Origin of the sequence: Pirellulimonas nuda (genome assembly GCF_007750855.1) — a bacterium.
Classification (GTDB): Bacteria; Planctomycetota; Planctomycetia; order Pirellulales; family Lacipirellulaceae; genus Pirellulimonas; species Pirellulimonas nuda.
On sequence record NZ_CP036291.1, the window covers coordinates 6,341,436 to 6,360,298 of the forward strand.

Consider the following 18,863-nt stretch of genomic DNA (forward strand, 5'->3'; position numbering starts at 1 on the left):
CGCCTTTGCACTGCTACAAGTGTAGCAATTGGCGGTCTGGGGCATAACGGCGGGTCGGGCAGAGATTGCCGACTTTTAACGCAATCTAGGGGCGATCCGGCTTCTGGTAGAACTTCGAGAGGTCGAAGCCGCCGCGTTGCTCGTCTTCGACGATCTTCAGCCGCTTCTCTAGGTACTCGATCCGGCGGGAAAGCGAGGGGAGCAGGTCTTCGTCGTCCCGTTGGGCCATCGGGCGGGGGGGCGACGGGTAGTCGAGCTGCCGGTGCAGCGAGCTGAACAGCAGCAGCGGGTCCTTCTTGCGGTTCGCCAGGGCGATCCGGCCCTCGCGGTCGCCGAACAGGATGGCCTGCGTCAAAATGTCGCTCGGGTTCCTCCGACGGTAGTGCTCGCTGTGGACGTAGATCAGGTCCGCGATGTCCACCATGCCGATCTTCCGCCGCAACGCGTCGATCCACTTGCGCCACGGCGGGTCGAACCCCGGGTCGGCCGCCACGGCCTCCAGGCCCCGGTCGTAGCCCAGCCGGTTCCGGCAGAGCACCTCGAATTGGTAGAGAAAAACCCCCTGCTGCGTGGGGGACTCGGACCGGTACTTGGCCTCGAGCTGCAGCACCTCGAGCCCCAGCCGGAAGTCGAAGTTCCCCCGCTCCTTCTCCCCCTCGGAGACGATGTAGGTCTGAAACGCCGTAAAATAGTGGGGCAGCCGGGCCATCGCGCTGGCCAGCACGCCGGCGTGCCGCAGCTCGGAGAGCAAGAAATCGATCGCCATCGGCAGCTTGGTGGTGGCCAACGCCTCCTCCCGCGCGCCGCTGAGGATCTCCTGCGTGGGGGCGTTGTCCGTCAATCGGCTGGCGAGCGTGGCGAAGAACTGGGCCTGCTCGATGTATTCCTCCCGACCCAACGGGGCGACCGGGTTCAGCGCAGTGTCGGTCATGGGAGGCTCATTGGTGTACGATGCGGCAAGCCTATAATTGAAGCAGCTTCAAGCGCAAGCGGATAGCCGACGGGCTACGCCCCGTCGGAGTAGCTGCCTAGCGTGCGTCTATCGAGCCACACCGACGGGGCGGAGCCCGTCGGCTACTTCCCTACTTCTGCTAGCTTTAACATGCCCACCACCCGCTTCTCTTCCATCGACCACGCCGTTGAGGCGATTGCTGCCGGCAAGGTAGTGATCGTCGTCGATGCGGAGGACCGCGAGAACGAGGGAGACTTCATCGCCGCGGCCGAGAAGGCGACGCCCGAGATCGTCAACTTTATGGTCAGCCGCGGGCGGGGGCAGCTCTGCACGCCGCTGCTGCCCGAGGCGGCCGCGCGGCTCGAGCTGCCGCCGATGATCGCCGACGCCGCCAACACGGCGCCGCTGCGGACCGCCTACACGGTGACGGTGGACCACCGCTCGGCCAAGACCGGCATCACCGCCAGCGAACGCGCGACCACCATCCGCGCGCTGGCCGACCCCAAGACCGTGCCGACCGACCTGGCGAGGCCCGGGCACGTTTCGCCGCTGATCGCCAAAGAGGGGGGCGTGCTGCGACGCGCCGGGCACACCGAGGCGGCGGTCGACCTGGCCCGCATGGCGGGGCTGCAGCCGGCCGGCGTGCTGTGCGAGATCCTCAACGACGAGGGGGACCGGGCCGACCGCGACCAGCTCGCGGCGCTCGCCGTCGAGCACGACCTGCCGATCATCACCATCGAAGACCTGATCGCCCACCGCCGCGTACGCGAGAAGCTGGTCTACCGCATCGCCGAAGCCAAGATGCCCACGCACTACGGCCACGGCACGATCATCGCCTACGGCGTTAAGCACGAGTCGCAAGAGCCGGTCGTGTTCGTCATGGGCGACCTGACGAAGGTCGACGCGCCGCTGGTGCGGCTCCACTCGTCGTGCTTCACGGGCGACCTGCTGGCGTCGCTCCGCTGCGACTGCGGCGATCAACTGCACATGGCGCTCGACATGATCCAGAGCGAGGGCGCCGGCGTGCTGGTCTACCTGCCGCAGGAGGGCCGGGGGATCGGCCTGGTAGAGAAGATCAAGGCCTACAAGCTGCAAGACGAGGGGCTCGACACGGTCGAGGCCAATGTCGCCCTAGGTTTTAAGGCAGACCCCCGCGATTACGGCGTCGGCATCCAGTTGCTCAAAGACCTGGGCCTGCGGCGCGTGCGGCTGCTGACCAACAACCCCAAGAAGACCGACGCGTTCATCTACGGCGGCTTCGACCTCGAGGTGGTCGACCAAGTGCCGATCGTCCCGCCGATGCACGAGCACAACGCGGCCTACATGCGGACCAAGCGGGAGAAGATGGGGCACCAACTGCCGTGACGACGCGGTGGGCAGACGTTTCTCTGCCGCGCCGGGGGCGGGGGCGGGCCTCTCCTGCGCCGGGGGCGGGGACGCCCCGGCTCGCACGCGGCTCACTTTGCGAGCCGGGGCGTCCCCGCCCCCGGCCCCCGGCGCGTCACGAACAACCGCTCCGCTGCCATGCTCCGCTTCCACACCAACCTCCTCGCCCCCCCCCCAGCAGCGAACGAGGGTCCGATCGTAGAGCTCCGCGGGCTGCTGCTCCCCACGCTCACCGGCCCCGCGGGGGGGCCGCCCGTCTTCACCAACCCCCTTCCGGTCTCCTTCGAGCAGTGCCAGGCCGAACTTCTCACCATCCCCCGGCTCGACGCCGAGCCGGACGGCTACTTCTTGGTGGCGGGCGAGGCGGATGGCCAGCGTTGGCAGGTGGACGGGCACATGTTCGAGCTGGAGGGCGCCATGCACCGCGTGGAAGCCCACGGCGCATGCCCGCCGGGGGTCTTCGACGCGATCCTGGGGAGCCTGGGCTGGCCGGCGGCGCCGCTGGTGTTCCAGCTCGTGCAGGAGGGGGTAGTGCTGCGGGAGGCCGATTTCCGCTGCTGGGCCGCTGCCGGCGTGGGCTGAGTGCTCCCTTGCCCCTTCCCGCGGGCCCCGGTACATTCGTGGATTCGCTGCAAAACCAAAGTCGCCCAGATAGAGGGGGCCCCGCACCGGCCCGCCGAAGATGACGCTTGCTGCCCGTAAATCAACGATGATCAAGGCCGCCGATGTCGAGCCGAAGTGGCTCTTGGTGGACGCGACCGACAAGATCGTCGGCCGGCTGGCGAGCGAAATCGCCGTGCGGCTGATGGGCAAGCACCGGCCGACCTACACGCCGCACGTCGTCACCGGCGACTGCGTGATCGTGGTCAACGCCGAGAAGGTGCACTTCACCGGCAATAAGTGGGAAAACAAGCGGTACGCTTGGTACACGGGCTACACCCGCCAGCGGACCATCTCGGCCGGCGACCGGCTAGAACGCCGCCCGGAGCTGATCCTGCAGGAGGCCGTCCGCCGGATGCTCCCCAAGAACAAGCTGGCGAACAAGATGCTGGCCAACCTGAAGGTCTACGCCGGCCCCGACCACCCGCACCAGGCCCAACAGGCCGAAAAGGTGGACCTGGGAGTGACGGTCGCCGAGAAGACAAAGGCTTGATTCGGTGGACCATCGTCCGCCGCTCAGAAATACATCCCGTAGTTGAAGCCCATTCGTAGTTGAAAACTATGCCTACCGCAGAAAAAGTCATCGACGCTCTAGGAACGGGTCGCCGCAAGACGGGGGTCGCCCGGGTCCGCGTACGCCCCGGCACCGGCAAGATCACCATCAACAAGCGGCCGCTGGAAGACTATTTCAAGGTGGTGCAGGACCGCAACGCGGTCGTCGCGCCGCTGGATTTCTGCGAGCTGCGTGACAAGGTAGACGTGATCATCTTGTGCCACGGCGGGGGCCCCACCGGCCAGGCCGGCGCCTGCATGCAAGGGATCGCCCGGGCCCTGATCAAGTACGACAGCGACCTGCACGACAAGCTCCGCGAACGCACCTTCCTCACCCGCGACCCGCGGATGAAGGAACGCAAGAAGCCGGGCCTCCGCGGCGCCCGCCGGGCCTCGCAGTTCTCCAAGCGTTAACGCTCGCGAGAAAAACTCGAACCTCAAAAGCCGCCGGGCTACGCCCCGGCGGCTTTTTTCGTGCGCCGGCCGGGGCGTAGCCCGGCGGCTATCGGCGGGGGGCCTGAGGTGAGTGGGTCGCGCGGATTTGCTGCCGGGCAGCGAAAATCTTGGGGCGATTCGGCGCCCTTGCGTGTGGCCCGGGGTTAAACTCTCAGGTAGCCGGGCTCTGCTCGGCCCTTTTCCCGGTGTAGACGCGAGGGTCACGGCCATGGCGTTGCGTATTGCTCTACTGGCGGCAGCGATCGGGGCCGCCACGGCGGCGCAGTCGGCGCCTCAGCCCGGGGCCGCGGCTGGGCGGATCGATCAGCTCCTGATGGCCGACACCGGCGCCAGCGCCGGTGAGCTGGCCCCGCGGGCCGACGACGCGACCTACCTCCGCCGGGTGTGGCTAGACATCGTGGGAGACATCCCCACGCCGGAGCACGTGACCGCCTTCGTGCTCGACCCCGCCCCCGACAAGCGGGCCCGTGTGGTCCGCGAGCTGCTCGCCACGCCGCAGTACGGCCAAAACTGGGCCCGCTACTGGCGCGACGTGATCCTCAGCCGCAAGCTGGAAGACCGCGCCGCGATCGTCTCGGGCCCGGTGGTCGAGAAGCTCACGGCCGAGCTGAACGCAAACCGCCCCTGGGACGAGGTAGCCAGCGAGTTCATCACCGCTACCGGCGACGTCCGCGAGGATGGCGCCACCGCCATCCTGATGGCCCAAGACGGCCGCACCGAAGAGACGACCGCCGAGGTGGCCCGCATCTTCCTCGGCATCCAGATCCAGTGCGCCCAGTGCCACGACCACCCGTGGGACCAGTGGAAGCGCGAGCAGTTCCACGAGCTGGCGGCCTTCTTCCCGCGCGTCAGCGTGCGGCCTCTGCAGACCCCCACCAAGCGGACCTTCGCGGTGGTGGTGAGCGACGCCCCCGAGCGGCGTTTCCAGAAGAAGCCGGTTGATGGCAACCGCCCGACGCCCGAGCACTACATGCCGGACCTCGACGCCCCGGACCAGCCCGGCACGCGGATGCAGCCGCGGTTCTTCCTCACCAGCGCCGAGCTGCCCTACGGCACGGCCGACGCCGACCGCCGCGGCCAGCTCGCGGATTGGCTCACCGATTCACCGTGGTTCGCTACGGCGCTGGTGAACCGGGTGTGGTCTGAACTAGTCGGCGAGGGCTTCTACGAGCCGATCGACGACATCGGCCCCGACCGCGACACCACCGCCCCCGAGACGGTGGCGCTGCTTTCCAACCAGTTTGCGGACAGCGGGTACGACCTGAAGTGGCTGATGGAAACCATCTGCGCCACCCAGGCCTACCAACGCGAGACCCGCCCACGCCGCGGGCCGGACGCCACGCCGTTCACCGCCAGCGTGGCCCAGCGCCTGCGCGGCGACCAGCTCTACAACGCGATCCTCACGGCGCTGGAGATCAACGACTCGGCGCGCACGCCGCTGGCGGGCCGCGGCGGGGGGCAGGGCTACGGCGGCCGGGGGACGCCGCGCGACGCGTTCAACGCGGCGTTCGGCTACGACCCCAGCATCCAACGCGAGGCGGTCTCGGCCAGCATCCCGCAGACGCTGGCGATGATGAACACGTCGAAGATCAACCTGGCGATTAGCGCCAACCGCACGACGATGCTCGGCCGGCTGCTGGCCGACACGCCCGACAACCACGACCTGGTGGACGACCTCTACCTCCGCACGCTCTGCCGCACGCCGACCCAGGCCGAGAGCGCAGCGGGGCTGGCGTACATGAAGCAAGTAAAAGACCGGCGCGAGGGGGCGGAAGACTTGTTGTGGGCGCTGCTGAACTCGGCCGAGTTCGTGCACCGCCGATAGCCACAAAAAGGCACGAAAAGGCACAAGAACGAAGGAGGTGCAATTGCGCCTTCGGACTATGGCGCCCTACTCGTAGCGTCTGTCTTGAGCAGCGGGGTCTCTAGTTACCGTTCGTCTTTGTGCTTTTTCGTGCCTTTTTGTGGCAATCGTCGTCTTGAGGCGGGTTTTACCACTAGGTGATCGTCATGCTCCAGCACCACATCCGCGTCGCTACCGACGCCCGCCGGGTTACTTCGCGGCGAGATTTTCTGCGCACGATCGGCGCCGGCGCGGCGGCCGGCGGAACGCTCAGCCTCACCGACCGGCTCTGCCTCGCGGCGCCCGAGCTGCGGCGCCGCGGCAAGGCGTGCATCCTGCTGTGGATGGCCGGCGGGCCGAGCCAGTTCGAGACCTTCAGCCCCAAACCGGGGCACTCCAACGGCGGCGAGACCAAGGCGATCAGCACCAAGGTCCCAGGCATCCAGGTCTCCGCGAACCTGCCGGAGCTGGCCGGCGTGATGGACGAGCTGGCGATCATCCGCTCGATGACCAGCAAAGAAGGGAGCCACCCACGCGCCAGCTTCTACATGCACCACGGCTACCTGCCGATGGGGGGCGTCAAGTTCCCCACGCTCGGCTCGAACGTCGCCCACCAGATCGGCGACGCCGCCAACGAGCTGCCTAGCTACGTGCGGATCGGCGACCGCAGCCAGAACGCCGGGAACGGGGGATTCCTGGGGGTCGACTACGACCCGCTGGTGCTCTCCAACCCCACCAAGCCGCCGGAGAACGCCAAGCCGTACTCCAGCAAAGACCGCTACCAGCGGCGGCTCGCGCTGCTCTCTGGGTTCGAACGCGACTTCGGCGCGGTGCAGGGCGCCGACGTGGTGGCGGACCACAAGAAGCTGGTCGCCGCCGCCAGCGAGATGATCCTCAGCCCCAAGATGGAAGCGTTCGACATCGAGCGCGAGCCGCAGAGCGTGCGCGACGCCTACGGCGAGGGCCAGTTCGCCGCGGGGTGCCTGCTCGCACGCCGGCTGATCGAGGCGGGGGTCACCTTCATCGAGGTCGGCCTCGGGGGCTGGGACACCCACCAGGACAACTTCGCCAAGGTCGCCGAGAACTGCGGCAAGATCGACCGCCCCGCGGCCGCACTCATCCGCGACCTCAAAAGCCGCGGCATGCTGGACGACACGCTGGTGATCTGGACCGGCGAGTTCGGCCGGACGCCCAAGATCAACCCACGCGGCGGCCGCGACCACTACCCCAGGGCGTTCAACTCCATGCTCGCGGGGGGCGGCGTCCGCGGCGGACAGGTGATTGGCCAGACCGACGCCGCGGGCGCCGACGTCACCGAGCGCCCGGTCGGCGTGAAAGACTTGTTCCAAACCGTCTACACATCGCTGGGGATCGACCCCTCGATCGAGAACCAAAGCCTGATCGGCCGCCCAATCAAGCTGGTGGACGAGGGGTCGCCCGTCACCGAGTTGTTGTAGAGGCGCCACCCCTACCAACCAGGCCAGCCACAAGCATTCCCGCTACCAGCAGCAACAAGCTCGTGGGTTCTGGCGTAGCGACCGCCGCGGCCTGCCCCGCCGCCGGCGCCCAGTGGTCGCGCCACACGGTGTAGTCCGCCGCGTCGACGACGCCGTCGCCGTTGCCGTCGGCCCCCTGCACGCCGGTGAGACCGAAGTCGGCCCGCCACTTGGCCAGGTCTTCTGCGTCCACCGCGCCGTCGCGGTTGTAGTCTCCCGGGAGCGGCGCGAGGGCCGCCGTGTTGATCGCGGCAGCGGCCGCCAGCAGGCCCCCGGCGTCCTGGTCGAAGTTCATCAGCATCAGCAGGGGCTCGCTGGGCGCAACGCCCGGCGACGTGAACCGGCCGAACCAGCCGTACACGCCCGAGGGAAACTCTCCCGCGCCCGCCAGCACGTAGTAGAACGGGTGGACGTGCCGCCCCAGGTCGCTCGCCAGCGGCTCCAGCGCTTGCACCTGGCCCGACTCGGAGAGCAGCCCGTGCTGGTCGAACGTCACGTCGCCAAACAGCCGGGTCGAGAGCACACGCAGCGAGGCGCCCTCCGGGTTGTCGTCCACCTGCTGGTCGAGCGGGTCCCAATGCCACAACATCCGCTGCGGCGCCCCGGGCTGCGAGTAGTCCGGCATCGCGAGGGGCTCGTAAAACAACCCCGCGCCCGGCGCCAGCCCGGTGAGGTCGACCCCGGGGATGTCGCTCAGCCACACGGCATCGCCCGGGAAGGGCTGACACTCCGGGTCGCTCTCGCCATAAACCCGGCCCGCCAACCCGGGCGCCACGAGCCCCCCCGACAGCGTGACCTGTTCGTCGACGACCAGCATCTCGATCGGCGTGCAGTGGGCGCCCCCATGGCGCGCCGATAGCGCGACCAGCGCCACACCAAAAAAGATCCATCGAGCCGTCATCTCTTACTCCATGTGCGTTGTTGTAAAAGTTTGATCCGTGTCAGCCGTGCTATCCGTGGTCAAACGTGGCGTCACTGCGGCAGCGCAAACTCGTACCCCGCGTCGATCCACTCCACCACCTGCGATGCGCTGATCGAATCAACGTGCCCGTCCACGTACAAGTAGTTCGCGGCGCCGGCGTGACGCTCGAGCGAGATGTCGCGCTCCACCTTCACCCGCACGATGCCAAGCTGGCGGTTGATCGGCAGATACCAACTGGCCGTGTGGACGTGCTCGTTCTGGAACGCGGTGCTGCGTACGTCGGAGCCCTCGAAGAAGCTGATGGTCTTGCTCGTGGCCGTCAGCTTGTTGAGGTTCCGCACCGCCAGCGGCACGTCCGCCGCCAGGTACTCGTTGATCACGTAGGTGGTGGAGCGGTCGCGGAGCCGCTCGGCGGCCTGGATGTCTTGCGGGCAGACGCGGATCGCATCGACCGATTCCAGGTAGGGCGCCAGCGTGTAGACCCAGGAGCCCCCCTGGTCGGTCGCGTCGTGCGAGTAGGTCGGGAACTCGCCGCCGCGGGAGTCGCAGTAGCGCAGCACGGCGATCCCTAATTGGCGCATATTGCTGCGGCAGGAGGCAGAGCGCGCGGCATCCCGCGCGCTCTGCACAGCCGGCAACAACAAGGCGATCAGCACGCCAATCACCGCGATCACGACCAGCAGCTCTACGAGCGTGAGGGCGTATCGGCGGCGTGGCATTAGGTTCGCCTCCTACGCAGCAGCCCCACAGCCGACAGCGCCGCTACCGCCAGGCACGCGCCCGCCGCCGGTTCTGGGACCACCTGCACCAGGGCGGGGGCATAACCCAGCGACGCCACGGCGGCGCCAAGCTCGGCCTGCCCGACGCCGCGGAACAACACAAAATGGTACGCGTCGCTGGCGCCGACGCCCGACTGCGACGTCGCGAGCGACAGCGACGCCAGGTAGATCCCGAGCGGCGCGGCGTCGCCCTCCAGGCTGTAGCGGATGGTGCCGTGCGTCTCAGGGTCGGCCGACACCGGCACGCTGAGCATCGCCAGCGACGGGGCGCCGTCCTGGGTGAACATCGCCGCGCTGGGCGCGGCGGGGTTGCTCCCCTGGAACCCACGGAGCTGGGCGTCGCCGGCGTCAACGAACGCGGCGCCGTCCCACTTCTGCAAGCCGGTCGTGAAGCCAACCGACAGCACGCTGCCGGTGTCGAACGTCGCGCCGTAGCCGGGCGCGAAGCCGGGCCCCGAGTAGTAGTGCGGGGCGAACGACCCGGGGTTGAGCGGGTCGGGGACCAGCCCGGGGTTGGGCCGCGCGTACCACGCACCGTTGTGCGGGGCCAGCGGCATTACGTAGACGCTACGCTCGGGCGTCGCGGAGTCGGAGTAGGGCCCGTCGCCGATGAGCGACCGCGTGACAACCTTGCCCCCCTCCTGAGTAACCTGAATCTGCGGCCCGTGGGCACAAACCCCGGCCACCGGCAGACCAACAAGCACCAGCCCGTAGAAGAATAATCGTTGCATGGACAGAGAGTCCCTATCGTTTAAGAAAGCGACCGCGCAGCGGGCCCACAGCGAACCCGCGACGCGATGCGCACAGGAGACAATAGCCGCCGACTTACAGCCGGCCGCTACCCAAGCCAGATGACCGCCTCGGCGCCCTGAGGCGGCGGGGGCGTCGGCGGCGCGGCGCAGCAGACACGCCACGCGGCGGGAAGACAGACAAGGGCCTCCCAATGGACCGGCCCTTCAATACGCACCGCTTCGGGCGGGGGCGTGCTCCCCTGAACGAGCCACACGACCGACAGCCCGTCGCACTCCATCGCCCGCAGCAGGGCGATGCCGGGCGCCGGTGAAGGCGCCTGTTCTGCCTGGCAACAGCAGCAGCCGGGCCGTGAGGGCGCCGTCGTGCAGACGGGCGCCGCGGAGTCAGGGGCCGCGGAGTCAGGCGCCGCGGAGTCAGGGGCCGTGCAAAGGGCGGTGGCGGGCTTGCTCTCGACCCAGGGCGAAACATCGAGCCCCGCCTTCTGGGCGGCGGCGAGCGCAAACCCAGGGGGACGGACCCCCACGCGACGCGCCCACGCCAACCGCTGCGGGGGGGTCAGGCAGCAGCAGTCGCGCCAGCAGTGCTCGGCGGTCGCGCACCCGCACGGGCAGTTCTCGCAGGGGAAACGCTCGGCGCCCGATCGGGGCGGGCCGACGCGCGCAGGAAGGGGCATCCCGGTCGCGACAACCAGGAACCAAACGGCGAGCAGCAGGTGGGTGAGTCGTGCCATGGCGGATCCGTCGCCAGACTAACACGCCGCCCCGGGCCGTTGTACCGACTGCGTCACTTGGTCGCGGCGACGCGTGCATAGGTAGTGAAGCCGCCGCTCAGGTTGCGGGCGTCGCGGCCCGACTGGTTGAGCAGCCGGGTCGCCATGTAGCCGCGCATCCCTACCTGGCAGTAGGCGATCACCGGCCGGCCCTCGGGGAGCTCGCCCAGTCGCCCGCGGAGCTCGTCCAGCGGCAGGTTCACCGCGCCCGGGACCGCCCCCAGGGCGAACTCGGTGGGCGTGCGGACGTCGACCACCGTGGCGCCGTCGCACGCGCCGGCCAGCAGGTCGGCCGAGTGCACGATCGGCTGGTCGCCGCGCAGCACCCCCGCGGCGATAAAGCCCGCCATGTTCACCGGGTCCTTGGCGGAGCCGTACTGCGGCGCGTAGCACAGCTCGGATTCCTCCAGGTCGTACACGGTCATGCCGGCCTGGATGGCCATTGCGATCACGTCGATCCGCTTGTCGACGCCGGCGCCCCCCACCGCCTGGGCGCCGAGCACGTGCCCCGTTTCCGGGTCGAACAGCAGCTTCAGCGTCATCGGCTCGGCGCCGGGGTAGTAGCCGGCGTGATGGGCCGGGTGGAGGTAGACCTTCTGGTACTCGCGCTGCTGCCGCTGGCAGGCCTTCTCGCTCAGGCCGGTCATGGCGGCGGTGTGATCCCAGAGCCCCACCACCGCGGTCCCCTGGGTGCCGCGGTAGGCGCTGTCGCGACCGAAGATATGGTCGGCGGCGATCCGTCCCTGGCGGTTGGCGGGCCCGGCGAGCGGGACCTGCGCCGGCGCGCCGGTCACCGAGTCGAACGTCTGGACGGCGTCGCCCACCGCGTAGATGTCGGGGTCGGTGGTCTGCATGTGGGGGTTCACGAGGATGCCCCCGCGGGGGCCGACCTCGAGGCCCGCCGCGACCGCCAGCGTGTTCTCGGGGCGGACGCCGATGCTCATCACCACAAAGTCGGCCGCGATCGACTCGCCGCTATCGAGCGTCAGCCGCAGGCCGTCGCCGGCTTGCTCGAACCGCTCGACCGTGGTCCCCAGCAGCACACGCACCCCCCGTTTGACGAGCTCCGCGGCGATCGGCACGATCATCTCGGCGTCCCAGGGGGGGAGCACCTGCACGTCGCGTTCGATCAGCGTCACGTCGAGGCCGCGGCGCGTGAGGTTCTCGATCATCTCAACGCCGATGAACCCGCCGCCGATCACTACCGCCCGCTTGGCGCGTGCCGTGGCCCCCTGCAGCCGGTCGGCGTCGTCCAGGTTCCGCAGCGTGTAGACGCCGGGCAGGTCGGCGCCCGGGGTGGGCGGGCGGACCGGCGCGGCGCCGGGGGAGAGGATCAGCTTGTCGTACGATTCGGTCGCCACGGCGCCGGTGGCGAGCTCGCGGATGGCGACCGTCTTCTCGGCGCGGTTGATCGACTCGACGCTGTGCAGCGTCCGCACGTCGAGGCGGTAGCGATCGATCAGCCTCTGGATGGGGCTGACCAGCAGCTTGGCGCGCGACTCGATCTCTCCGCCGATGTAGTAGGGCATGCCGCAGTTGGCGAACGACGGGTCGGGCCCGCGTTCGAGCAGCACGATCTCGGCCGACTCGTCGAGCCGCCGCGCCCGCGCCGCAGCCGACGCCCCGCCGGCCACGCCCCCTACGATGAAGATCTTCATGATGCGCCTATGCGTGATTGTGATCTACGAGAACTGAACCACGAAGGGCACGAAGAAACACGAAGGAAGCATGAAATGACCTTCCTTCGTGCTCATTCGTGCCCTTCGTGGTTAGCCGTCAAGCCGAGCACGAGCCGGCTTGGTTCCAAGGCATCTTGGCCAGCAGCATCCCCATGCCGCAGGTGTTGGTCACGCCGGCCAGCACCAGGCCGGCGCCGACCAGCGCGCTCAGCCCCAGCAGCCAGGGGTGCACCAGCACGCCGAGCACGACCCCCAGCACCACCAGCGTCCCCGCCGCGATCCGCACCTGGCGTTCGAGCGACATGCACTGCTTGCCGCGGGTGACCGGCAGCCCCGCCGCGGCGCACGCCTCGGTCCCCCCCTCGACGTTGAGCACCCGCCCGGCGCCCGCGGCGGCCAGCTTGCCGCACGCCGTCGCGCCGCGGCTCCCTGCTTTGCAGATGAACACGAGCTCTTGGTCGGGGCCGAACTCGGCCAGCAGCCCCTTGGGGTCGAGCCGGTCGAGCGGGCGGTTCACGGCCCCATCGACGTGCACCTCGCGGAACTCGGCCGGCGTGCGGACGTCGATCAGCCGCGGCCGAGCCGGGCCGGCGAGCCGCTCACGCAGCTCGCCTGGAGAAAGGGATTGTGTCGTCATCGGTTCGCTCCCATGGATTGGAATATCTCGACCTATCGACCTGTGTTTTGAAAAAAACGCGGCCCGGTGCTTCGTGGTTCGCTTGGGCGGGTCTGGGCGGCCGGCGTTTCACTCGCTGCCGAACCGCCCCTCCACGCACTTGAGGATGCTGGCCAGGTGGGGCTCCGCGACGGTGTAGTAAACCCGCCGACCTTCTTTCTCGCTCCCCAGCAGCCCACACCGCTGCATCAGCCGCAGGTGTTCGCTGGCCATCGCGCTGGGCAGCTCGCACGCCTCGGCCAGCTCTCCTACGGTAAACCGCCCCTGCAGCAGCATTTGCACGATCCGCAGCCGGTGCGGGTGGGCAAGCGTCCGCAGACACTCGGCGGCTTGGCCGAGGGCTTCGAGGCTGGTCAGTCGGAGGGTTTTGCTGCGGGTCGCCATGTCACTATTAAATATATCGGAAGGTTTCGACATGTCAATCCAATATTTCTCGGGCAGGGTCAGAAGACGGGAACCGCCAAGAGCGCCAAGGCGCGCGAAGGTTGCGGGAACTGGCGCGAGGAACTGCGATTTGGGGCGAGGCGCCTTTGAAGAAGAACCGGGCCCATCTTGTCCATCCGGTCTAGTTTTCTTCTTTCTTGGCGCTCTTGGCGTCCTTGGCGGTTCAAAACGTCCGTCGAGGCGCTCGTGGCGTCTTGGCGGTTCCCGGCGCCCCTTTGACTGCCGGCGGCCAGTCGCCGAGAATACAAAGTCCGACGGCGCCCGGTGGGGGGCCCCTGCAATGGGGGCCTTACGAACCTGGTCAGGGTGGAAACGCAGCAGCCATAAGTTTGCGTCTCTTTGTGTGGGGGTCCCCTACCGGCCGCCGTCGAACGATCAAACGATAGCCACGAAAAGGCACAAAAAAGCACAAAGAACGGACGGAGGAAGGCGACACGAATCAGCGCCGGATCGTGCTCTTCCTTTTTGTGTTTTCTTGTGCCTTTTTGTGGCCATTCTTCATGCCTGACGCCCCGCAATCCGCCGACGGCTACACGGTCGTCGCCCGCCGCTATCGGCCGCAGACGTTTGACGAGCTCATCGGCCAGCAGCACGTCGCCCGTGCGCTCAAGCAGGCCATCACGACCGGCCGCGTGGGGCACGCCTACTTGTTCACCGGCGCCCGTGGGGTGGGGAAGACCTCGGCCGCGCGCATCCTTGCCCGCGCGCTCAACTGCCAGCAGGGCCCCACGCCCGAGCCGTGCAACCAGTGCGACGCCTGCCTGAGCATCATCGACGGCAGCGACGTCGACGTGATGGAGATGGACGGCGCCAGCAACCGCGGCATCGACGAGATCCGTCAGCTCCGCCAGAACGTGGCGGTCCGGCCGAGCCGCTCGCGGTTCAAGGTGTACCTGATCGACGAGGTGCACATGCTCACCAAGGAGGCCTTCAACGCGCTCTTAAAGACGCTGGAAGAGCCGCCGGAGCACGTGAAGTTCATCTTCGCCACCACCGACCCGCAGAAGCTGCCGATCACGATCCTCTCCCGCTGCCAGCGGTTCGACTTCGCGGGGGTCGACAGCGTCGCCATCCAGACGCGCCTCGCGCAAATCGCCGAGGCCGAGGGGGTCGAGATCGAGCCCGCGGCGCTGCAGATCCTCGCGACCCGCGCCGCCGGTTCGATGCGAGACAGCCAGTCGCTGTTGGAGCAACTGCTGGCAGTGGCCGGCGGCAAGATCACGGCCGATGAGGTGCAGTCGCTGCTGGGGATCGCCTCGACCGAACGTATTAGCGCGCTGGCGGACGCCATCGCCGCGCGCGACGCGGCCCGCGCTTTGGAGGAACTGAGCGGCTCGCTCGGCGGGGGCGCCGACGCCGGCCAGCTGCTCGACCAACTCATCGGCTACCTACGCGACGCGATGGCCCTGGCGGTCGGCTGCCCGCCCGAGCGGATGCTGTACGCCCTGCCGGGCCAGGAAGACTCGGTCCGCGCGCTCGGCGCTAGGCTCGGCGTGTCCGGCGTGCTGGCGGTGCTGCAGGTGCTCGACCAGACCGCCGCGCGGATGCGCGTGAGCCTGCACGGCCGGACGCTGGTCGAGATGGCCATCGTGCGCGCCGCTTCGCTAGACGACCTAGAAGACCTGTCGCAACTAATCACGGACCTCCGCAATCAGCCCCCGGGCGAGCCGGGGGCGTCGGCACCCGGAAGGGGCGGGCGAGGCGGAGCAAACCCGGGAGTACAAACCGGGGCAGGCCGGAGTCCGTCGGGGAGCGTAGCGGGGGGGAACCCGGAGAGTTCTTCGCCGCGTCCTCCGGCGGCTTACGCCGACGGCTCGCCTGCGGGGGGCGTTGGCAGCGGGGGGCTTGTCGGGCAGCTTGCGCAGCAGGTTGCGATGGCCGCGCCGATCACATCGCCCAAGCCGGCCGCGGCGCCCGAGCGGCCCGCGTCCCCGTCGGCGTCCCCGTCGGCGGCGCCCCGGTCGCTGGCGGAGCAGTTCGTGGCGGTCGCCTCCTCGGCCCCCGCGGCGCCCCGCCCCCCCAAGATGTCCCGCCGGCAACTGCAGGCCGAGGCGCTCGAGCACCCGTATATCAAGCAGGCGATGGAGACCTTTGGCGTCGAAGCAGACGGCGTGCGGTATACTCCACCGCAAGAAAAGGCGAAGTAGGGCGGGGCCCGCCCTACCTTCGAAGACCTACTCAATCAACTTCGCGTGAGGCGATAGCGATGCTCAAGGGACTCGGCGCACTGGCGAACCTCGGCACGATCATGCAGCAGGCCAAGGAGGTCGGCGGCAAGATGCAGGCGGCCCAGGAGCGGCTGCGCCAGCAGCGCGTCACCGGCGCCGCCGGCGGCGGCATGGTCGAGGTAGAAATGACCGGCGCCGGCGAGGCGCTGGCCGTGCGGATCGACGCCGGCCTGGTCGCTAGCGGCGACCGCGAGATGATCGAAGACCTGCTGCCGGCCGCAATCAACGCCGCGCTAGAGAAGACCCGCGCCCTGCACGCCGAGGCGATGCAAGAGGCCGCGTCCGGCATGAACGTGCCGGGTATGCCCGATATGTCGGAGCTAATGGGGAAGCTGGGGGGGAGTTGATCCTCGTCCGTCGTCCGCTGTCCGTTGACGGATCGGCCGCGCCGCCAAGGGCCATAGCCGCCGGGCTACGCCCGGCGCGTGACCCCGCCGCAACCGCCGGGCGTAGCCCCGCGGCGATTGGGGGTGCGGAGGAGGGTTCGGAAGCGCCTTTCTGGCCGCTTCTTAATTATGCGTAATCCGCGCAATCGCTCCGGGTAGACTCCCGCGTCGGGGTCTTTCTGGCGTAGAATTACGACGCGGGCATGCGACGCTTCGCAGCAACTGATCTTCGCGGCAGCGCGGCCCGTTTGGTACACCACGGAAAGTGCCCGGTCGGGGCCGAACCGCCCCCCAGTGAGGAACGACCCATGAGACTCTCCTTCGGCCAACACATGCAGATGGCGCAAAAGCAAGTGCTTGCGCCGCGGATGATCCAGTCGATGGAGATCCTGCAACTGCCGATCATGGCGCTCGCCGAGCGGATCGAGCAGGAGATGGAAGACAACCCCACGCTCGAGCAGTCTACGGGCGATGGCGAAGAGTACGACGACGAGGTCGGCTTCGACAAACCGGAAGACCCCAACGCGCCCGAAGACGGCGAGCGCGAGATGGTGGTCGACGAGGCGCACAACAACGAAGAAGACTTCGAGCGCCTGGTGAACATGGCGGAGAACCTGCCGGACGACTACGAAGAGCGCAGCCGGCCGTCGCGTGGGCAGATGGAGGCCGAGGCGGACCGCGCCCACGACGCCATGATGAACATGGCGGACCGCCCCGAGAGCCTGGCCGACTACCTGCACCACCAGCTCAACTGGTTCGACGCCCCCGAGGCCGTGCGCAAGATGGCGGAGCGGCTGATCTACAGCCTCGACACCAACGGCTACCTGAAGACGCCGCTGGAAGAGCTGGTGCCGCCGACCCCGTCCGCCGAAGGGATCGACCCCGTGAAGTGGCGCACGGAGCAGTTGGAGGTGATCCACGCGGCGCTGGCGCTGGTGCAGTTGTTCGATCCCCCGGGGGTCGGCGCGCGGTCGCTGCAAGAGTGCCTGCTGCTGCAGCTCACGGCTGGCATGCCTTTCTACGACGAGCTCAAGACGCTCATCCAGGACCACCTGTCCGACCTAGAGAACAACCGCCTGCCGATCATCGTCAAGAAGACCGGCTACTCCATCGAGACCATCCAAGAGGCGTGGGAAGAGCTCCGCAAGCTCAAGCCGAAGCCGGGCGCCGACTTCGGCGACTCGCCGGTGCCGCAGGTCACGCCCGACGTGTTCGTTGAGAAGAACGAGGCGGGCGAGTACGAGATCCGCCTCGAGGACACGCAGCTCCCGTCGCTGGCCATCAGCCCCTACTACCGCAAGCTGCTGCAGCAGGCCGGCTCGGCCGACCAGAAGACGCGCGAGTACATCAAGCAGAAGATCAACTCTGCCCAGTGGCTGATCGAGGCGATCGAGCAGCGACGCGGCACGCTGACGCGCGTCTCCGAGGCGATCGTCGCCCACCAGACCCGCTTCCTTGAAGACGGCCCGGAGTCGATCGAGCCGCTCAAGATGCAGCAGATCGCGGACAAGGTAGGGGTGCACGTCACCACGGTCAGCCGCGCGGTGGACGACAAGTGGATCCAGACGCCGCGAGGCATCTTCCCGCTGAAGCGGTTCTTTGTCGGCGGCACCACCGGCGCCGACGGCGAGGACATCGCCTGGGACCGCGTGCGGCTCAAGCTGCAAGAGATCGTCGACGGCGAGGACAAGAGCGCCCCGCTGTCGGACGACGCGCTGGTCGAAGCGCTCGCCAAGGAAGGGATCACCGTCGCCCGCCGCACGGTCACCAAGTACCGCAAGGCGATGAACATCCCCAGCAGCCGCCAGCGCCGCGACTGGTCGAAGACCCCCGCCGCCGCTGAGTAACGGACATACGGGAACCGCCAAGACGCGCCAAGGACGGAAGTTAGACGGGATGAACAGGAACGACCAATAGAATAACTGTTAACGCCAGCCGGTCTATCCGCAACTCCATCCGGCTAATCCTGTCAGTCCCTTTCGTCCGTCTTGGCGCTTCTTGGCGTCCTTGGCGGTTCAATCTTTCGTACTTCGTGGCGTCTGGGCGGTTCGGTCGTCTATGATAGGCGTGTGAATCTCGACGCCACGCATATCGCCATCCGCGAACGCTCGTTCTCGGAGATCCTCGACCTGGCGTTGCGCGTCGGCGTCCGGCACGCGGGGCCGCTGCTGCTGCTGTGGGCCATCGGCGTGCTGCCGTTCGCGGCGATCAACTTTGCGCTGCTGCAGGGGGCCCTCAGCGATCGTTCGCTCAGCAGCGAGCCAGAAGCCTACGTCTTCTGGCAACTGCTGCTGGTCGTGATCGAGGTCCCCTTTGCGACCGCGTTGATGACGCTCTACCTGGGGCAGGCGACCTTTGCCCACCACGTGAGCCGGCGGCGGCTGGCGGCCGACTTCTTCCGCAGCCTGCCGCAGTTGCTCCTTTTACAGGGGGCGCTGCGTGGGCTGATGACGCCGCTGGTGCTGACGCTGCTGGGCCCGTACGTGGCGTGGCCCTACCTGTCGGAGCTGATCCTGCTGGAGCGCAACCCGCTGTTTGCCGGGCGTAGCGGACGGATCAGCACGATGCGTCGCAGCCGCAACCTGCACCGCGGCGCCGGGGGCGAGCTGTTCGCCCGCTGGCTGGCGGCCGCAACGGTGGGGGTGTTGATGACGGTCTCGGTGGCGACCGGCGTGGGGGTGCTGACGACCCAGCTCACGGGCGTCACGCTGTCGGACCGCGCGGCGATGCTCTACCTCTGGCCGGCGGCGGCGTGGGCCGTTCTCGGTTATCTTGCGGTGGTGCGGTTCCTGGCCTACCTGGACCTGCGGATCCGGCGTGAGGGCTGGGAGGTCGAGCTGGCCATGCGTGCCGAGGCCGCCAAGCTGGTGCGGCTGTCGTAA

At 68.3% G+C, this 18,863-nt stretch carries 18 protein-coding genes and 1 other RNA gene; 11 read left to right on the plus strand and 8 right to left on the minus strand.

Going from position 1 to position 18,863, the window contains the following annotated elements; translation table 11 throughout:
• Positions 1-85: 85 nt before the first annotated feature.
• Positions 86-931, minus strand: a complete 846-nt coding sequence (locus tag Pla175_RS24570) for a hypothetical protein (RefSeq protein WP_145291731.1) — start codon at positions 929-931, stop codon at positions 86-88.
• Between the two features lie 171 nt (positions 932-1,102).
• On the opposite strand from Pla175_RS24570, the gene ribB reads away from it, so the two are divergent.
• The 6 genes from ribB (at position 1,103) to Pla175_RS24600 (ending at position 7,306) form a co-directional block, all read left to right on the plus strand.
• Positions 1,103-2,317 (plus strand): 3,4-dihydroxy-2-butanone-4-phosphate synthase, encoded by a 1,215-nt coding sequence (gene ribB, locus Pla175_RS24575; RefSeq protein WP_145291732.1) that lies wholly within the window; start codon positions 1,103-1,105, stop codon positions 2,315-2,317.
• Positions 2,318-2,476: 159 nt separating this feature from the next.
• Positions 2,477-2,920 carry a hypothetical protein gene (locus Pla175_RS24580; protein WP_145291733.1) on the plus strand — a complete coding sequence of 148 codons (444 nt, stop codon included), beginning with the start codon at positions 2,477-2,479 and terminating at the stop codon, positions 2,918-2,920.
• A gap of 100 nt (positions 2,921-3,020) precedes the next feature.
• The gene (gene rplM, locus Pla175_RS24585) at positions 3,021-3,491 is read left to right on the plus strand and encodes a 50S ribosomal protein L13 (RefSeq protein WP_231954061.1); all 471 of its coding nucleotides are present in this window, start codon (positions 3,021-3,023) and stop codon (positions 3,489-3,491) included.
• 68 nt (positions 3,492-3,559) lie between these two features.
• Entirely contained in the window at positions 3,560-3,964 is a 405-nt protein-coding gene (gene rpsI, locus Pla175_RS24590) for a 30S ribosomal protein S9 (RefSeq protein ID WP_145291734.1), read from the plus strand.
• A 250-nt stretch (positions 3,965-4,214) separates the two neighbouring features.
• On the plus strand, positions 4,215-5,831 hold the full coding sequence (locus Pla175_RS24595; RefSeq protein ID WP_145291735.1) for a DUF1549 domain-containing protein: 1,617 nt from the start codon (positions 4,215-4,217) through the stop codon (positions 5,829-5,831).
• 185 nt (positions 5,832-6,016) lie between these two features.
• Complete coding sequence (locus tag Pla175_RS24600; RefSeq protein WP_145291736.1) at positions 6,017-7,306, plus strand: DUF1501 domain-containing protein; 1,290 nt, start codon at positions 6,017-6,019, stop codon at positions 7,304-7,306.
• On the opposite strand, the gene Pla175_RS24605 is transcribed toward Pla175_RS24600, so the two are convergent.
• From Pla175_RS24605 to Pla175_RS24635, 7 genes are all read right to left on the minus strand, one after another.
• Positions 7,290-8,246: a dockerin type I repeat-containing protein gene (locus tag Pla175_RS24605; protein ID WP_145291737.1), complete on the minus strand. Its 957-nt coding sequence runs from the start codon at positions 8,244-8,246 to the stop codon at positions 7,290-7,292. The two genes, Pla175_RS24600 and Pla175_RS24605, sit on opposite strands and share 17 nt — an antisense overlap.
• Positions 8,247-8,317: 71 nt before the next feature.
• Positions 8,318-8,986 (minus strand): prepilin-type N-terminal cleavage/methylation domain-containing protein, encoded by a 669-nt coding sequence (locus Pla175_RS27235; protein WP_145292316.1) that lies wholly within the window; start codon positions 8,984-8,986, stop codon positions 8,318-8,320.
• The gene (locus tag Pla175_RS24615) at positions 8,986-9,777 is read right to left on the minus strand and encodes a hypothetical protein (protein ID WP_145291738.1); all 792 of its coding nucleotides are present in this window, start codon (positions 9,775-9,777) and stop codon (positions 8,986-8,988) included. The genes Pla175_RS27235 and Pla175_RS24615 overlap by 1 nt, the downstream gene beginning before the upstream one ends.
• 107 nt (positions 9,778-9,884) lie before the next feature.
• Positions 9,885-10,529, minus strand: a complete 645-nt coding sequence (locus Pla175_RS24620) for a hypothetical protein (protein WP_145291739.1) — start codon at positions 10,527-10,529, stop codon at positions 9,885-9,887.
• Positions 10,530-10,582: 53 nt separating this feature from the next.
• A complete protein-coding gene (locus tag Pla175_RS24625) occupies positions 10,583-12,226 on the minus strand; it encodes an FAD-dependent oxidoreductase (RefSeq protein ID WP_145291740.1) in 1,644 nt (547 codons plus the stop codon).
• 118 nt (positions 12,227-12,344) lie between these two features.
• Positions 12,345-12,884, minus strand: coding sequence for a rhodanese-like domain-containing protein (locus Pla175_RS24630; protein ID WP_145291741.1), 540 nt, complete (start codon positions 12,882-12,884; stop codon positions 12,345-12,347).
• 108 nt (positions 12,885-12,992) lie between these two features.
• Entirely contained in the window at positions 12,993-13,346 is a 354-nt protein-coding gene (locus Pla175_RS24635; RefSeq protein WP_391527872.1) for an ArsR/SmtB family transcription factor, read from the minus strand.
• A gap of 285 nt (positions 13,347-13,631) precedes the next feature.
• Here Pla175_RS24635 and ffs point away from each other — a divergent pair.
• From ffs to Pla175_RS24660, 5 genes are all read left to right on the plus strand, one after another.
• Positions 13,632-13,728, plus strand: an RNA gene (ffs, locus tag Pla175_RS24640) — signal recognition particle sRNA small type.
• 139 nt (positions 13,729-13,867) lie between these two features.
• On the plus strand, positions 13,868-15,514 hold the full coding sequence (gene dnaX / locus Pla175_RS26365) for a DNA polymerase III subunit gamma/tau (RefSeq protein ID WP_197527134.1): 1,647 nt from the start codon (positions 13,868-13,870) through the stop codon (positions 15,512-15,514).
• A gap of 59 nt (positions 15,515-15,573) precedes the next feature.
• A complete protein-coding gene (locus Pla175_RS24650; protein ID WP_145291742.1) occupies positions 15,574-15,942 on the plus strand; it encodes a YbaB/EbfC family nucleoid-associated protein in 369 nt (122 codons plus the stop codon).
• Between the two features lie 347 nt (positions 15,943-16,289).
• A complete protein-coding gene (rpoN, locus tag Pla175_RS24655; RefSeq protein WP_145291743.1) occupies positions 16,290-17,828 on the plus strand; it encodes an RNA polymerase factor sigma-54 in 1,539 nt (512 codons plus the stop codon).
• Between the two features lie 222 nt (positions 17,829-18,050).
• Positions 18,051-18,863 carry a hypothetical protein gene (locus Pla175_RS24660; protein ID WP_145291744.1) on the plus strand — a complete coding sequence of 271 codons (813 nt, stop codon included), beginning with the start codon at positions 18,051-18,053 and terminating at the stop codon, positions 18,861-18,863.

Excerpts from the sequence above, each read along its gene's own strand:
- rpoN (WP_145291743.1), top strand. The coding sequence starts at position 16,290 with ATGAGACTCTCCTTCGGCCAACACATGCAGATGGCGCAAAAGCAAGTG.
- dnaX (WP_197527134.1), top strand. The coding sequence starts at position 13,868 with ATGCCTGACGCCCCGCAATCCGCCGACGGCTACACGGTCGTCGCCCGC.
- Pla175_RS24620 (WP_145291739.1), bottom strand. The coding sequence starts at position 10,529 with ATGGCACGACTCACCCACCTGCTGCTCGCCGTTTGGTTCCTGGTTGTC.
- Pla175_RS24630 (WP_145291741.1), bottom strand. The coding sequence starts at position 12,884 with ATGACGACACAATCCCTTTCTCCAGGCGAGCTGCGTGAGCGGCTCGCC.
- Pla175_RS24625 (WP_145291740.1), bottom strand. The coding sequence starts at position 12,226 with ATGAAGATCTTCATCGTAGGGGGCGTGGCCGGCGGGGCGTCGGCTGCG.
- Pla175_RS24570 (WP_145291731.1), bottom strand. The coding sequence starts at position 931 with ATGACCGACACTGCGCTGAACCCGGTCGCCCCGTTGGGTCGGGAGGAA.
- rplM (WP_231954061.1), top strand. The coding sequence starts at position 3,021 with ATGACGCTTGCTGCCCGTAAATCAACGATGATCAAGGCCGCCGATGTC.
- Pla175_RS24595 (WP_145291735.1), top strand. The coding sequence starts at position 4,215 with ATGGCGTTGCGTATTGCTCTACTGGCGGCAGCGATCGGGGCCGCCACG.
- Pla175_RS24615 (WP_145291738.1), bottom strand. The coding sequence starts at position 9,777 with ATGCAACGATTATTCTTCTACGGGCTGGTGCTTGTTGGTCTGCCGGTG.
- Pla175_RS24650 (WP_145291742.1), top strand. The coding sequence starts at position 15,574 with ATGCTCAAGGGACTCGGCGCACTGGCGAACCTCGGCACGATCATGCAG.
- Pla175_RS24580 (WP_145291733.1), top strand. The coding sequence starts at position 2,477 with ATGCTCCGCTTCCACACCAACCTCCTCGCCCCCCCCCCAGCAGCGAAC.
- rpsI (WP_145291734.1), top strand. The coding sequence starts at position 3,560 with ATGCCTACCGCAGAAAAAGTCATCGACGCTCTAGGAACGGGTCGCCGC.
- ribB (WP_145291732.1), top strand. The coding sequence starts at position 1,103 with ATGCCCACCACCCGCTTCTCTTCCATCGACCACGCCGTTGAGGCGATT.
- Pla175_RS24605 (WP_145291737.1), bottom strand. The coding sequence starts at position 8,246 with ATGACGGCTCGATGGATCTTTTTTGGTGTGGCGCTGGTCGCGCTATCG.
- Pla175_RS24600 (WP_145291736.1), top strand. The coding sequence starts at position 6,017 with ATGCTCCAGCACCACATCCGCGTCGCTACCGACGCCCGCCGGGTTACT.
- Pla175_RS27235 (WP_145292316.1), bottom strand. The coding sequence starts at position 8,986 with ATGCCACGCCGCCGATACGCCCTCACGCTCGTAGAGCTGCTGGTCGTG.